Origin of the sequence: Sinorhizobium numidicum, from assembly GCF_029892045.1 — a bacterium.
GTDB lineage: Bacteria > Pseudomonadota > Alphaproteobacteria > Rhizobiales > Rhizobiaceae > Sinorhizobium > Sinorhizobium numidicum.
Map to the genome: position 1 here is coordinate 1173882 of NZ_CP120367.1, position 14206 is coordinate 1188087.

Sequence of the window (14206 nt, forward strand, 5' to 3'; positions counted from 1 at the left end):
TCCCCAATGGCTGAAAATACCCCAGAAAAACTCGTCATCATCGGCAACGGCATGGCGCCAGGCCGCATGCTCGAAGAACTTTTCGAAAAAGCGCCCGGGCACTATGACGTCACGATCTTCAACGCCGAGCCGCGTGTCAACTACGACCGCATCCTGCTCTCGCCGGTGCTTTCCGGCGAAAAAACCTATGAGCAGATCGTCATTCATGGCGACGGCTGGTACATCCAGCACGGCATCACCCTTTATAAGGGCCATAAGATTGTTGCGATCGATCGGGACGCGAAGACGGTCACCTCCGACCATGGCGTTACGGAAAGCTACGACAAGCTGGTGATCGCCACCGGTTCGGTGCCCTTCATTATTCCCGTTCCGGGTAAGGACCTGCGCGGCGTCATCACCTATCGCGATCTCGATGACGTGCAGGCGATGCTGCTTGCAGCCCAGTCGCGCGAAAAGGCGATCGTCATCGGTGGCGGTCTGCTCGGGCTCGAAGCGGCAGCCGGCCTAAAGGCGCGCGGCATGGACGTCACCGTGCTGCACGTCATGCCGACCCTGATGGAGCGCCAGCTCGATCCAGCTGCCGGCTACCTGCTGCAGAAGGCGGTCGAGGAGCGCGGCATCAAGGTCATTACCAAGGCGAATACCAAGCGGATCGTTGGCGAGAGCAAGGTCGAGGGTATCGAGCTCGATGACGGCCGGATCATTCCGGCGACATTGGTCGTGATGGCGGTCGGCATCAGGCCGAATGTCGGTCTTGCCAAGGAGGCGGGGCTCGCCATCAACCGCGGCATCGTCGTCGACGCCGGCATGCAGACGTCCGACGGGGATATCATGGCGCTCGGCGAGTGCGCCGAAGTCGGAGGCATGGTCTACGGCCTCGTCGCGCCGCTCTATGAAATGGCACGAGTTGCGGCCGCCCACCTTGCCGGAGACCGCAGCGCCGCCTTCGTCCATTCCGATACGCCGACGAAGCTGAAGGTCACCGGGATCAACCTCTATTCGGTCGGCGATTTCGCCGATGGCGAGGGGCGCGAGGAGATCGTGCTGCGCGATGCCACGGCCGGCATCTACAAGCGGCTCGTCCTCAAGGACAACCGCATCATCGGCACGGTGCTCTACGGCGAGACCGGCGACGGCGCTTGGTTCAACGATCTGTTGAAGCGCGGCACCGACATCTCCGAAATGCGCGACACTCTGATTTTCGGCCAGGCCTATCAGGGAGGATCCCCGCTGGACCCTATGGCGGCCGTTGCAGCCTTGCCGGATGATGCGGAAATCTGCGGCTGCAACGGCGTCTGCAAGGGCAAGATCGTCGGGGCGATTACCGGCAAGGGGCTGACTTCGCTTGACGATGTGCGCGCCCACACGAAAGCATCGGCCTCCTGCGGCTCCTGCACCGGTCTCGTCGAGCAACTGATGTCGCTGACCCTCGGCGATGCCTACAATCCCGCCGCCGTGCAGCCGATGTGCACCTGTACCGAGCTCGGCCATGACGACGTGCGCCGTCTGATCAAGGCGAAGAAGCTGAAGACCATCCCCGCCGTCATGCAGGAACTCGAGTGGAAGACCTCCTGCGGCTGCGCCAAATGTCGCCCGGCGCTCAACTACTATCTCGTCTGCGACTGGCCGGACGAATATGCCGACGACTACCAATCGCGCTTCATCAATGAACGCGTCCACGCCAACATCCAGAAGGACGGCACCTATTCGGTCGTACCGCGCATGTGGGGCGGGGTCACCAATTCCAAGGAACTGCGCGCCATCGCCGATGTCGTCGACAAGTTCAACGTGCCGCTGGTCAAGGTCACCGGCGGCCAGCGTATCGACCTGCTCGGCATCGAGAAGGAGGATCTGCCCGCTGTCTGGGCCGATCTCGGCCAGGCCGGCTTCGTCTCCGGCCAAGCCTACGCCAAGGGCCTTAGAACGGTGAAGACTTGCGTCGGCTCCCAATGGTGCCGTTTCGGCACGCAGGACTCGACCGGTCTCGGCATCCGCATCGAGAAGTTCATGTGGGGTTCTTGGACGCCAGCAAAGGTGAAGATGGCCGTCTCCGGCTGCCCACGCAACTGTGCCGAAGCGACCTGCAAGGACGTCGGCGTCATCTGCGTCGATTCCGGCTACGAGATCCATTTCGCCGGGGCCGCCGGCCTTGACATCAAGGGCACCGAAGTTCTCGGGCTGGTCAAGACCGAGGACGAGGCGCTGGAGCATATCGTGGCGCTGACGCAGATGTATCGCGAGCAGGCCCGCTATCTCGAACGCATCTACAAATGGGCAAAACGCGTCGGCCTCGACGAGATCCGCCGGCAGATCATGGAGGATGCCGAGAAGCGCAAGACCTATTTCGACCGCTTCGTCTTCAGCCAGAAGTTCGCTCAGGTCGATCCCTGGTCGGAGCGTGTCTCTGGCAAGGACAAACATGAGTTCCGGCCGATGGCGACGGTCGAGTTCAACCAGGCAGCGGAGTGAAACGATGACGATGAACTGGATTGCTATTGGCGACATCAGCGAAATCCCGCTGCGTGGCGCGCGTTGCGTCAAGACGCCGATCGGCAAGATCGCCGTCTTCCGGACCGCCGAAAACGACGTCTTCGCGATCGAGGACCACTGCCCGCACAAAGGCGGGCCGCTTTCCCAAGGCATCGTGCATGGCACTGCCGTCACCTGCCCGCTGCACAATTGGGTCATTTCGCTCGAAACAGGCAAGGCCCTCGGCGCCGACCAAGGCGAGGTGCGCACCATCCCGGTGCGCAACGACAAGGGTGCGCTTTTCATCGCGCTTGAAAGCCTAGCATTGGCAGCGGCGGAATAAAGATGGCGTGCGAGGTCAAGACCACCTGCCCCTATTGCGGCGTCGGCTGCGGTGTCATCGCCCGTGTGGACGATGACGGCGCGGTTAGCGTCAAGGGTGATCCCGAGCATCCGGCCAATTTCGGCCGGCTCTGCTCCAAGGGCTCGGCGCTTGCCGAGACCCTCGATCTCGACGGCCGCCTCCTCCATCCGGAGATCGGCGGCCGCCGTGCAGGCTGGAACGAAGCGCTTGAGCTCGTGGCCGAGCGTTTTTTGCAAAGCATCGCCGAGCACGGCCCGGATTCGGTTGCCTTCTACGTGTCGGGGCAATTGCTGACCGAAGATTACTACGTCGCCAACAAGCTGATGAAAGGGTTCATCGGCTCGGCCAATATCGACACCAATTCGCGCCTTTGCATGTCGTCCTCGGTCGCCGGCCACCGCCGCGCCTTCGGCTCCGATACGGTGCCGGGCATGTATGAGGACCTGGAGCTGGCCGATCTCGTCGTGCTAACGGGCTCCAACCTCGCCTGGTGCCATCCGGTCCTCTATCAGCGCCTTGCGGCGGCAAAGGCCAGCCGTCCGGAAATGAAGGTGGTCGTCATCGATCCGCGCCAGACGATGACGGCGGACATCGCCGATATGCATCTGGCAATCGCGCCCGATGGGGACGTTGCCCTCTTCAACGGCCTGCTTGTCCATCTGACAACCAGCGGCGCCATCGATCAGAATTATGTTTCGGCACACACAACAGGGTTTGCCGAGGCCTTTGCCGCCGCCTCTGCCCTGAACCTCGATGGACTTTCGGCAGCAACCGGCCTTGCGCAAAAGCAGTTGCGCGATTTCTTCCGGCTGTTCGAAACGACGGAAAAGGTCGTCACCTGCTACAGCCAGGGCGTCAACCAGTCATCCGCCGGAACGGACAAGGTCAACGCCATCATCAACTGTCACTTGGCAACCGGCCGTATCGGCCGGCCGGGCATGGGGCCGTTCTCGCTGACCGGTCAGCCCAATGCCATGGGCGGACGTGAAGTGGGCGGGCTTGCGAACATGCTTGCCGCCCATATGGATATCGAAAAATCACTGCACCGAGATCAGGTGCGACGCTTCTGGGGTGCGCCAGCGGTGGCGAGCAAGCCGGGCCTCAAGGCAGTCGACATGTTCCGAGCCGTTGCCGACGGGCGGATCAAGGCGCTCTGGATCATGGCGACGAACCCGGTCGTTTCCATGCCCGATGCCGACGTGGTCGAAGCGGCACTCAAGGCCTGCCCCTTCGTCGTCGTCTCCGACATTTTGCGCGACACCGACACGACCCGTCATGCGCACGTGCTGCTGCCATCGCTCGGCTGGGGCGAGAAGGACGGCACCGTCACCAATTCCGAACGACGTATCTCGCGTCAGCGCGCCTTTCTCGATGCGCCGGAAGAGGCGAGCGCCGACTGGTGGCAGCTGGCGGAAGTCGCTCGGCGGATGGGCTTTTCGGAGGCTTTCGGCCATGCGTCTTCAGCCGAAATCTTCGCCGAACACGCCGCGCTTTCCGGCTTCGAGAATGATGGCCGCCGCGATTTCGATATCGGTGCTCATGCGTCGATCGATCGAGCGGCCTATGACTGTCTTGAGCCTTTCCAGTGGCCGCAGCCTAAGGAAACGGCGCCGCAGGAAGGACGCTTCTTCGCCGACGGCCGCTTCTATCATCCGGACGGCCGCGCTTGCTTTGTCCCGGTGCAGGCGCCGAAGGCCAGACTCGCCGATGACGCCCTCCCTTTCACGCTCAACACCGGAAGGGTGCGCGACCACTGGCATACAATGACCCGCACCGGAAAGAGCGCGCGGCTCTCCGCCCACATCGCTGAGCCCTTCGTCGAAATTCATCCGAGCGACGCACAGACAATCGGCGTAGCGGATGCCGACCTCGTGCGAATCGAGAGCCCCTGTGGTACGGTGATCGTCCGCGCGCTCGTCACCGCGCGCCAGGCGCCGGGCAACCTCTTCGCGGCTATGCACTGGAACGATCAGTTCGCCTCGAAAGCGCGCATCGACGCACTGGTGCCGCCGATCACCGATCCTTTCTCCGGCCAACCCGCCTCGAAAAACGTCGCGGTAAAGGCCGCCCGTTTCGCAGCCCGGACCTACGGCTTCGCTGTGTCGACGGCAAAGCCCCGTAAGCTTCAAGCAGTCTATTGGGCGATCGCGAAGGCCGAGGCCGGATGGCGAGCGGAGCTCGCCTTCGATGGCGCACAGGACAATTGGATCGACTGGTGCCGGCAAGCCTTCTCCATTCCGGGCGGCATCGAGCCGATCGGCTATACCGACCGGCAATCAGGCGAGTTCCGCCTCGCCTTCTTCGAAGGTGAGAGGCTTTTTGCCGCCCTTTTCCTTTCGCCCCGCCCCGTCGCCGTCGCGCGCAGTTGGGCCGTGTCGCAGCTCGCGGTTCCACATGCCGATCTCAGCAAACGCTTCGCCGTCGCCGCCGGCCGTCCCGGTGCCGACAAGCCGGATCCGGGCGCCACCGTCTGTTCGTGCTTCAGCGTCGGCGTCAACCAGATCACCGCCGCCATCCGCGACGGATGCCACAGTGTCGAAGCGGTCGGCCAGAGGCTCAGTGCCGGCACCAATTGCGGCTCCTGCCGCTCCGAAATCAGGGGGATCATCAATGGATGTCTTGCCGCGGCCGCTGAGTGATACGCTCTCTAGGCCACAGCCGCAGCGCGTAGCCGCGCTCGCGACACTGCCCCTTTTCTGGCCCCTAAGTCGCAAACCCGTCGTGATTGCTGGCGGCAGCGATGCGGCGGCGTGGAAGGCCGAGCTGCTGGCGGCCTGCGGGGCAGAGGTTCATGTTTATGCTCCGCGCGCCGATCTCAGTGACACCTTTCTAGGCCTGATTGCGCGGGGTGGCGCGCATGCCTGCGGTCGTTTCATTCATCATGACGCCGTCTGGCATGACGGCATTTTTCATGGTGCGGCCATGGCGATCGGGGATTGCGAGGACGATCGAGACGCGCAAGCCTTTTTCGAAGCGGCGCGCGCGGCAGGTGTTGCCGTCAATGTCATCGACAGGCCTGCGTTTTGCCAGTTTCAGTTCGGATCGATCGTCAATCGGTCCCCGGTCGTCGTAGCGATCTCGACCGACGGCGCTGCGCCGATCCTCGCGCAGGCGATCCGCCGTAGGATCGAGACCTTGTTGCCGCCGGCGGTCAAGCATTGGGCAACAATCGCACGGGCGATCCGCGAGCGCGTGAATAGCCACTTGAAAGCGGGTGCCGCACGCCGCGTATTCTGGGAGCGTTTCGCCGATCGGGCTTTTCTGGAGACACCGGAGGAGGGTGTCGAGACGCGGCTGATGGGGGAGATGGATCGTCTCTCGACGCCCCTTCCCGCCATCGGCCGCGTCACGATCGTCGGCGCAGGTCCGGGCGACGCGGAGCTCCTAACGCTCAAGGCCGTTCGGGCGCTGCAGGCGGCCGACGTCATCCTTTTTGACGGGCTGATTTCGGACGACGTGCTGGAACTGGCCCGGCGGGAGGCAAAGCGCATCCTTATCCGACCGGACGCAGGGCGCAGGGATGGTTCGCACGACGATAGCCACAATATGATGGTGGCTCTCGCCAAAGCGGGAAAACGCGTGGTGCGCCTCCAATCGGGAGACCCGAGCATCGATGCCGGCACGACTGAGGCAATTACAAGGCTGGAAAATCACGGCCTGCGCGTCGAGATCGTACCGGGCATCCGTGCGGAGCCCAGTCGGCGCAGCGGGCAGACCTCGATCGAAAAGGATGAAGCCGCAGCGGCTGCCGAAGTTGCTTGAGGTCGCTCGGTTCAGGACGCCGAGCTCTTGCGGCGCAATGCGTCTAGGCGATCGAGAAATGGCCGCTGCGAGGTATTTATCTTCTCGCGCGCGTCCTGCAATATGAACCATGCCGCGCGATCAACCTCGGGAAAGGATTGTACCTGCCCGCTGTGCGGTGGCCATTCCATTTCAAACACATTGCTCCGGATACTCGCGACGTCGAAATCGCTCTCGCTCGCATAGGCCGTGACCAGCTTGCCGCTTTTCTGGCGCAGTTCGCCAAGGAGCTCCAGGTCCCCCGTCACTGCGATACCGGTCTCCTCCAGAAATTCACGCCGGGCAGCCGCTTCAGGCTCCTCGTCGGGCTCGTATTCACCTTTCGGGATCGACCATGCGCCAAGGTCTCTGTTGCTCCAGAAAGGACCGCCAGGATGAACGAGCAAAACGAAGAGGACACCCGCCTCGTGTTTGTAAAGCAGAATGCCCGCACTTTTCTTCGGCATTTGCGATCCTTCGATTCCTGAAGCCGGCTCGACAGGATATCATCGACGCTCTTGGTTTCGAATGGCATGGCAGCTTCAACAAAGTTTGCCGAAAAACAGGCTGGCAGCGATGCGGGCGATGGTTCTTGAAGAAATTGGAAGGCCGCTGGTCGAGGTCGAACGGCCGCTTCCGGCTCCGCTCGCCGGCCAGATTCGGCTGAGGGTCGAGGCCTGCGCCGTCTGTCGCACCGATCTGCACGTTGTCAATGGGGATCTGCCGCAACCGAAGCTGCCGCTCGTTCCCGGGCACGAGATCGTCGGCATCGTCGAGGCGATCGGCGCCGGTGTGGATCCGACGAGGATCGGCCGCCGCGTGGGCGTGCCGTGGCTCGGCCATACCTGCGGAACATGCTTCTATTGCCGCTCGAATGCGGAGAATCTCTGCAACGACCCGCTATTCACCGGCTATACCCGCGACGGCGGCTTCGCCACGGATGTCATCGCGGACGCCGATTATGCCTTTGATCTCGACCCCGCCGGCGATCCCGTGTCGCTCGCGCCTCTGCTATGCGCGGGGCTCATCGGCTGGCGTTCATTAAAGCGAGCCGGCGACGACCGGAAGATCGGGCTTTACGGTTTCGGTGCCGCCGCCCACATCATCACCCAGGTCTGCGTGTGGCAAGGGAGACAGATCTACGCCTTTACCCGCCCCGGAGACGCGGCGGCGCAGGCCTTCGCCCTCGATCTCGGCGCGGTCTGGGCGGGCGCATCGGACGAACCGCCACCGGAGCCCCTGGACGCGGCAATTATTTTTGCCCCGGTCGGAGAGCTTGTGCCGCCCGCCCTCAAGGCGGTGCGCAAAGGCGGACGGGTCGTCTGCGGCGGCATCCACATGAGCGACATTCCTGCCATGCCCTATGCGGTGCTTTGGGGCGAACGCGACCTTCTTTCCGTCGCGAACCTCACGCGTGAGGACGCCCGCGAGTTCCTTGCCATCGCCGCAGAGGTTGGCGTGCGCACCCGCACGGCGGTCTATCCGCTTGAAAAAGCGAACGTCGCTCTCGAAGACCTTCGTGCCGGCCGGCTGAACGGCGCCGCCGTGTTGGCGCCGTGACGCCCACGCGGTAGCCGAACCGCGTCTCGCTGACCAAACAACGGCGACGCACTCTTGCTCGGCGATTTCCCTGACGAACAGGAATCAAGGCTTTATAGAGCGTTCCATATGTTTTACTCTAGCTTCGCATGAGCGCACCAATATCGACGTAAGCTCAAGAGCGTCCCGGCGACTGAGCCCTCGTTTCCAAATCTGCCGCGGAGGTGCCCGGTAAACTCCTACTGCATGTTTCCTTCATCCGAAGCGGATTTAAGGATAAAAACATGCAGCAATTCAAAGTGCTACAGCGACTTTTGCGCGTCTGAAAAGACGCAGGGCGCTGTGGTGCGACGCGATCCGTCGTCATTTTCGGTTGCCGCAAGGGCAACGAGAAGCGGCGTAAACCGGAGTTGCTTTCATGCCCAGAAAGATCACCGAGACGTTTTCTCCAACCATGTTGCCACGATGGCCGATGGCCGCCGAGGGTCGAATGTTGTTGCTGTCGACGGCGCGCATCCAGTCGACGGTGTTGCAAACGATGTTGGGTTATCAGGTCGAGGCGCTGAGTTTCATGCAGAACCGCAGCCAGCAGCATCTTCAGCTCTGGCGGGATCTTCTCGCATCAGACTATGCGCGCGACAGCTTCGATCTTTATTGCAGCTTCTGGCGCAATGCCCTCCAAGACTATTCCGATGAGACCAAGCGCCTTGCGCGGATGGGCGCGCATCTGGCGACCGAAGCGGCAAAATGCACGCGCGACGAGCAGGAAGAACTAACCGAGCGCGTCGCGACGAAGTTGGCCATGTGACGCCGCTCGCGGCAGCCGACTCGCCGCCACCCCGCCCCGCCGCCTCTCCGCTCCAGGATTGCTACTCGGGCGGGCGACCGGTCGTTGCCGCTATGATGTTGGCAAGCTCCATAGGGAACGGGAATATGATGGTCGAGTTCTTTTCGCCGGCGATGACGTTCAGCGTGCTGAGATAACGCAATTGCATTGCCTGCGGCTGCCGCGCCAGGATTTGGGCCGCTTCAAGTAATTTCGCCGCCGCCTGCTGCTCGCCCTCGGCATTGATGACCTTTGCGCGCCGCTCGCGTTCCGCCTCCGCCTGTCGAGCGATTGCCCGGATCATCGACTCGTTGATATCGACGTGCTTGATCTCGACCGTGGCGACCTTGATGCCCCATGCATCGGTCTGAACGTCGAGGATCTTCTGGATGTCGTCATTGAGCCTGTCGCGCTCCGCCAGCATCTCGTCGAGATCGTGCTTGCCGAGCACCGAACGCAACGTAGTCTGCGCAAGCTGGCTGGTCGCCATCATGAAGTCCTCGACCTGGATGGTCGACTTCTCCGCATCGATCACTCTGAAGTAAATGACCGCGCTGACGCGCACGGAGACGTTGTCGTGGGAAATCACATCCTGGCTTGGCACGTCGAGAACCCGGGTTCGGAGATCGACGCGCACCATCTGCTGCACATAGGGAACGAGCAGGATCAAGCCGGGTCCCTTCACCCCGGTGAAGCGACCCAGGGTGAAAACGACGCCGCGCTCGTATTCCCTCAGGATACGGATCGCATAGGCGATGATGATCAACAGCAGCAGAAGCGCCGCGATAAGCGGGACAAGACTTCCAAATAGGGCCATCACTTTTTCCCTTTCCCTAAAGTCCGTTGCGCCCTGCGCGCGACTTCGAGCGTCAAGCCGTCTCGACCGACAACCATCACATCCTCTCCGGCGGCCAGCGGTTCATCGCTGACCGCCTTCCAGCGTTCCCCATGGGCGATGACATATCCGGCGGGACCCGCCCAACTGTCGACCTTGCCGGAAATGCCGATCATCTGCTCCGCACCGGTCACGACCTCATGGCGGCGCGAGACGAACGCGAGACGCGCGACGAGCAGGCTGAAAGCCAAGCTGGCGATCGCAACGCCACTCAGAACCGGCCAGGATACCTGCAGGCCCGGTATGTCCGTGTCGAATAGGATGGCCGCACCCAAAACGAGCGCGACCCCACCGCCGAGACCAAGGACTCCGAAGGATGGCGCATGTGCTTCGGCCACCAGCAATCCCGCTCCAAGAAGGATCAACGCCAAGCCGGCGTAGCTGACCGGCAGCACCGCCAGCGCATAGAGGCCGAGCAACAGGCAGATGCCTCCGACTGTTCCCGGCACCACCGTTCCGGGCGTCAGGAACTCGAAGATCAGACCATAGATGCCGACGATCATAAGAAGAAGGGCGACGTTCGGATCGGTGATGACCGAAAGCAGACGGGTTCTCCAGTCCGGCAGAACATCCTCAACCCGGAGCTCAGCCGTGTCGAGTTTAATATCCATCTGGCCGACCCGGACCGTGCGGCCATGGGCCTGCTTCAAGAGGTCGCCGACGGTGACGGCTGTGAAATCGATGACCTTCTCACGGACGGCAGCGGCGGACGAAAGACTCGCGGCCTCACGCACCGCCCGTTCCGCCCAGTCGGCATTGCGGTTGCGCAACTCCGCAAGCCCGCGGATATAGGCTACCGCGTCGTTGATCAGTTTCGCCTCGCCGGCATTTGCCGGCCGCTTGTCAGCGTTGCGCTCGCTTGTGTCACCGGGCGTATCTTTGCCATCTTCATCGTCGCCGCCGAACAGACCCCCGCCGATGGCGATCGGCGTCGCTGCGCCGAGATTGGTTCCCGGCGCCATTGCCGCAACGTGACTGGCATAGAGGATATAGGTGCCGGCGCTCGCCGCCCGCGCGCCGCTTGGCGCCACGAAACTGGCGACCGGCACCGACGAGTCGAGAACGGCACGGATGATATCCCGCATCGAGGTGTCGAGGCCGCCAGGCGTGTCCATCTGAAGGATGACCAGCGATAGGCCGCGCTGATTGGCCCGCTGCAGGCCGCGCGTCACATATTCGGCCGTGGCAGGGCTTATGGCGCCGTTCACATGCAGCACCATCGCAAGACGCTCAGCTCCATACGCAACTGGCACGGGAAACGCGAACGCGGCCAATAGAGCAAACACCAGGATGCGGACTCGGAACACCTTCAAAGCCTCGGGGTTCTCGTCAGGCAGAGGGGCTCGCGGATAGCTTTCCCGCTCTACCTGTCGTCGAAATTAAACATCCCCTAATATATGTCAGAACTGCAAAAAGGTAAGATATGGCCTCGTGGCATTGCCGCGGAAGTTGCATCCCTGCCCGATCTGGCGAAAGCTCATCTGGTTTTCGCTCAGAGAATACGCGTCAACGGAAGCCGCTCACTTCGCAGGCTCAATGGGAGCCGATCACGGTGCCTGACGGCAACCGCGGTGAACGGCGCCGGGAACTCTTGCATTGGCAGCCGCCTTTCGTGCCCGCGCCAGCGCCGCCACCTGCGCCGCCACGAAGATGGCGTGGTCGTTGACCTGCGGCAGGCCCATCAGTTCCCCGAAGGTTCCGCGGGCGAGCGGTCCGGCAATGAAGAGGTTCTCGGTCTCCCGACCTTGATGATCCAGGGCTCTGCTGCTCTCACTGCAAGCAAGGCCGAGGCCGACCGCATCCGCTTGCAGATAGCCCGCTGTCGAGAGTGCATCGAGCCAGCTCTGGCTCTTCAGCACGGATTTGTGGGCAGGACCGGTCGTGACCACGACCGCATCGACATTCCAATGCTCCGTCCCGCCGGCTCGCCGCCGCCGGAACGCAACAGCAATTTCGTCGCCGTTTCTCTCGATACGCGTGATCGTCCCGGCCAGAATACGGATATCTCCCGACTGCAGCCCTGCGCTGACAATCGCATCGATCTGCGGGGCTACGCGAAAGCGGTGGACGTCCCAGAAAGGCCTGAGACGCTGCACGAGCCGTCGCCGCTCGGCAACCGGCAGATTGCGCCAGATCTGTCCACCCTGCGCACGCAGGGCGTCGAAAACTGCATGCCAGGTGAAGCCTTCCGCTTCGGCGCTCGCTATCGCACGGCGCACGCGGACAAGCAGTTCCGTTGCCGACTCGGCCGGCGGCGAGGTGAAATCGCCATAGGGATCCTGTGCCTGGCACGCATGCCCGCGAGACCGCAGACCACGGCGGGAAAAGGCCGTTATCGGCCCCGTCCGCCCGGTAGTGCGCAAAGACGCAATGACGTCGGCGGCCGTCAGCCCGGTCCCGATGATCAGGACGCGATCGTTTGGCCGGATAGCTGTCAAGGCGCCGGGCACGGTCGTATCCGGCACATAGCGGACGTGCCCCCGCAGTACGTCCTCGATACCTGCCGGCGCTTCCGGAGCCGGATGCGTCGCCGCCACCACCAGCACATCGGCGCGCAGCTCGGTACCGCCATCGCCGCGGATTTCCCAAGCGGAGCCCGTCCGTTCCACTCCGATCACCCTTTCCCGATAGTGGACGATGCGCCCCTCGCTTAGGAAAGGCGCGACAGAATCCTCAACATAACGACCGAAGAGGCCGCGGCGCGGGTAGAGATGGCCGTCGGATGCCAGGGCTCCCGCGTCGTCGCGCGGTTCCCCATGGGCGTCAAGCCAGCGTAGAAAATGATCGGCATCGTCCGGATCGAGGCTCATGCGTGCGGCCGGGACGTTGACGCGATGAGCTGGATCGTCGGTGTCATAGGCAAGACCGCAGCCCAATTTTTCGCGCGGCTCGAAGACGGCGATGCGCCATCCCTCCATGTCGCGATCGCATGCGAGGTTCGCGGCAATCCTGGCGCCGCTAAAACCGCCGCCGATGATGGCGATGCAGGGCCAAGCGCCGGTCATGATTGCGAAACCTTGAGCGTCGGCCGATGGTCACCGGCGATGGTCTCGCCGAAGGGCCCGGTGTTGATCGAGGCGTCCCTTGGTTTCACGGGGCGGTTGAGTGGCAGGTGCGGCAGGACAAGCTCGCCGAACCGATAGGCTTCCTCAAGATGCGGATAGCCGGACAGGATAAAGGTATCGATGCCAAGTTCGCGGTATTCTTCCATTCGCGCCTTGACCTGATCAGGATCGCCGACAAGCGCAGTCCCGGCTCCGCCGCGCACCAGCCCGACGCCGGCCCAGAGATTGGGGCTAACCTCGAGCTTGTCGCGCCGCCCGCCGTGCAGCCTGTTCATCCTGCTCTGGCCAACGGAGTCCATTCTTTCGAAGACCTTCTGTGCCGCAGCAATCGTTGCATCATCGACGTATTGAATGAGTTCGTCCGCTGCCTTCCAGGCTTCCTTGGCCGTTTCGCGAACGATCGCATGGAGGCGGATGCCGAAGAATACTTCCCTGCCCTCCGCCTCGGCGAGAGCCCGAACCTCGGCGATTTTTCGCGCTATATCTTCCGGAGGCTCGCCCCATGTCAGATATTTGTCAATGGTACGGACCGCGACCTGCTGGCCAACGCCGGACGATCCGCCGAAATAGAGCGGCGGATGGGGTCTCTGGTGCGTCGCGAAAAGCAATCTGCCATCTTCGATGTCGAAGTGCTTGCCTTGGAAGTTCACGCGTTCGCCGCGCAGAACCGCCTTATAGACATTGAGAAATTCTTCAGTGACTTCGTAGCGCTCGGCGTGTGACTGGTGAAGGCCGTCGTCCTTGTTTTCGATCGGATCGCCCCCCGTGACCACATTGACGAGCACCCTGCCGTTCGACAGGCGGTCGAGCGTTGCGGTCATGCGCGCGGCGAGCGTTGGCGACAGCAGGCCCGGCCGCACGGCAATCAGAAAGCGCAGCTTCTCCGTAAGAGGCGCCAGAGCCGAGGCAACCACCCAGCTGTCCTCGCAACTGCGGCCGGTCGGAAGCAGGACGCCATAATAGCCGAGGGCGTCGGCCGCCTGCGCCACCTGCTTCAGATAGGCGAGGTCGACATTGCGTGCGCCGATAGCAGTGCCGAGATAGCGGCTTTCCCCGTGAGTTGGCAGGAACCAGGGAACATTCACTTTTTCAGGTATGGGCGTCATCGCCAAAATTATCTCCTCCAATGCGGATCTCTCCGAGGCGAGAAAGTTTCGGTGGGGGCTTCGATCACAAACAATAAACTCTATAAATTTTATTGACAATGGTTCCGCTGATTATCATTGTTGCTCTTGGAAAGAATTTGCTCCGAACGCCTTCTACGGCTG

At 62.5% G+C, this 14206-nt stretch carries 11 protein-coding genes; 6 read left to right on the top strand and 5 right to left on the bottom strand.

From position 1 onward, the window contains the following. The first annotated feature begins 6 nt into the window (after positions 1–6). Genes nirB through PYH37_RS05610 form a run of 4 tightly spaced genes read left to right on the top strand, consistent with a single transcriptional unit; the run spans position 7 to position 6595 of the window. Entirely contained in the window at positions 7–2469 is a 2463-nt protein-coding gene (gene nirB, locus PYH37_RS05595) for a nitrite reductase large subunit NirB (protein WP_280730466.1), read from the top strand. Between the two features lie 4 nt (positions 2470–2473). After that, entirely contained in the window at positions 2474–2812 is a 339-nt protein-coding gene (nirD, locus tag PYH37_RS05600) for a nitrite reductase small subunit NirD (RefSeq protein WP_280730467.1), read from the top strand. A 2-nt stretch (positions 2813–2814) separates the two neighbouring features. Further along, positions 2815–5472 carry a nitrate reductase gene (locus PYH37_RS05605; RefSeq protein WP_280730468.1) on the top strand — a complete coding sequence of 886 codons (2658 nt, stop codon included), beginning with the start codon at positions 2815–2817 and terminating at the stop codon, positions 5470–5472. Beyond that, on the top strand, positions 5444–6595 hold the full coding sequence (locus tag PYH37_RS05610) for a siroheme synthase family protein (protein ID WP_280730469.1): 1152 nt from the start codon (positions 5444–5446) through the stop codon (positions 6593–6595). Before PYH37_RS05605 ends, PYH37_RS05610 begins: the two co-directional genes overlap by 29 nt. Before the next feature lie 11 nt (positions 6596–6606). Here the strand turns inward: PYH37_RS05610 and PYH37_RS05615 are convergent, their stop codons facing one another. After that, entirely contained in the window at positions 6607–7080 is a 474-nt protein-coding gene (locus tag PYH37_RS05615) for an NUDIX hydrolase (protein WP_280730470.1), read from the bottom strand. A gap of 109 nt (positions 7081–7189) precedes the next feature. Here PYH37_RS05615 and PYH37_RS05620 point away from each other — a divergent pair, with 109 nt between their 5' ends. Next, entirely contained in the window at positions 7190–8173 is a 984-nt protein-coding gene (locus PYH37_RS05620) for a zinc-dependent alcohol dehydrogenase family protein (RefSeq protein ID WP_280730471.1), read from the top strand. A 397-nt stretch (positions 8174–8570) separates the two neighbouring features. Continuing rightward, positions 8571–8960 carry a hypothetical protein gene (locus tag PYH37_RS05625; RefSeq protein WP_280730472.1) on the top strand — a complete coding sequence of 130 codons (390 nt, stop codon included), beginning with the start codon at positions 8571–8573 and terminating at the stop codon, positions 8958–8960. 61 nt (positions 8961–9021) lie between these two features. On the opposite strand, the gene PYH37_RS05630 is transcribed toward PYH37_RS05625, so the two are convergent. The 4 genes from PYH37_RS05630 to ssuD form a co-directional block, all read right to left on the bottom strand. Further along, positions 9022–9795 carry a slipin family protein gene (locus PYH37_RS05630; RefSeq protein ID WP_280730473.1) on the bottom strand — a complete coding sequence of 258 codons (774 nt, stop codon included), beginning with the start codon at positions 9793–9795 and terminating at the stop codon, positions 9022–9024. Continuing rightward, complete coding sequence (locus PYH37_RS05635; RefSeq protein ID WP_280730474.1) at positions 9795–11180, bottom strand: NfeD family protein; 1386 nt, start codon at positions 11178–11180, stop codon at positions 9795–9797. The genes PYH37_RS05630 and PYH37_RS05635 overlap by 1 nt, the downstream gene beginning before the upstream one ends. Positions 11181–11420: 240 nt before the next feature. After that, positions 11421–12878, bottom strand: a complete 1458-nt coding sequence (locus PYH37_RS05640) for an FAD/NAD(P)-binding protein (protein ID WP_280730475.1) — start codon at positions 12876–12878, stop codon at positions 11421–11423. Then, positions 12875–14044, bottom strand: a complete 1170-nt coding sequence (gene ssuD, locus PYH37_RS05645) for an FMNH2-dependent alkanesulfonate monooxygenase (protein WP_280730476.1) — start codon at positions 14042–14044, stop codon at positions 12875–12877. Before ssuD ends, PYH37_RS05640 begins: the two co-directional genes overlap by 4 nt. Positions 14045–14206: the final 162 nt, after the last annotated feature.